This is a genomic window from Pedobacter glucosidilyticus, assembly GCF_002483235.1.
Taxonomy (GTDB): domain Bacteria; phylum Bacteroidota; class Bacteroidia; order Sphingobacteriales; family Sphingobacteriaceae; genus Pseudopedobacter; species Pseudopedobacter glucosidilyticum_B.
The window spans coordinates 1-334 of sequence record NZ_DLHN01000034.1 but is presented as its reverse complement, the minus strand read 5'-3'; positions in this window follow the sequence as shown (position 1 = coordinate 334).

The following is a 334-nucleotide window of genomic DNA, read 5'->3' as shown; positions in this document are numbered from 1 at the left end:
GCATGCGCTATAGGCTTGGTTGTGTAAGATTTTTTAATTTCTGCTGCTGTTTTTTCGTCTTTCCGGCTCTTGGGGATTGCTCATGCGTTTCGGGATAGTCTATTTTTTATGAATGGTTGTTCCTTTCTAGAAGTAGAAAGTATAAAGAACCTAAAGAGCGGATATTTGAATAGTAAAAAGTACTGAGTAGAAAGTATAAAGAACCTAAAGAGCAGATATTTAGGAACTTCCAATAATATTAAACCAAACTTTCCGAAGAACGAAAGACGGCTTATGAAGATTTGGAAGTGTAGGCAAATAAATCTTTTGCATAAACTTTCATAAAGAACAGGCG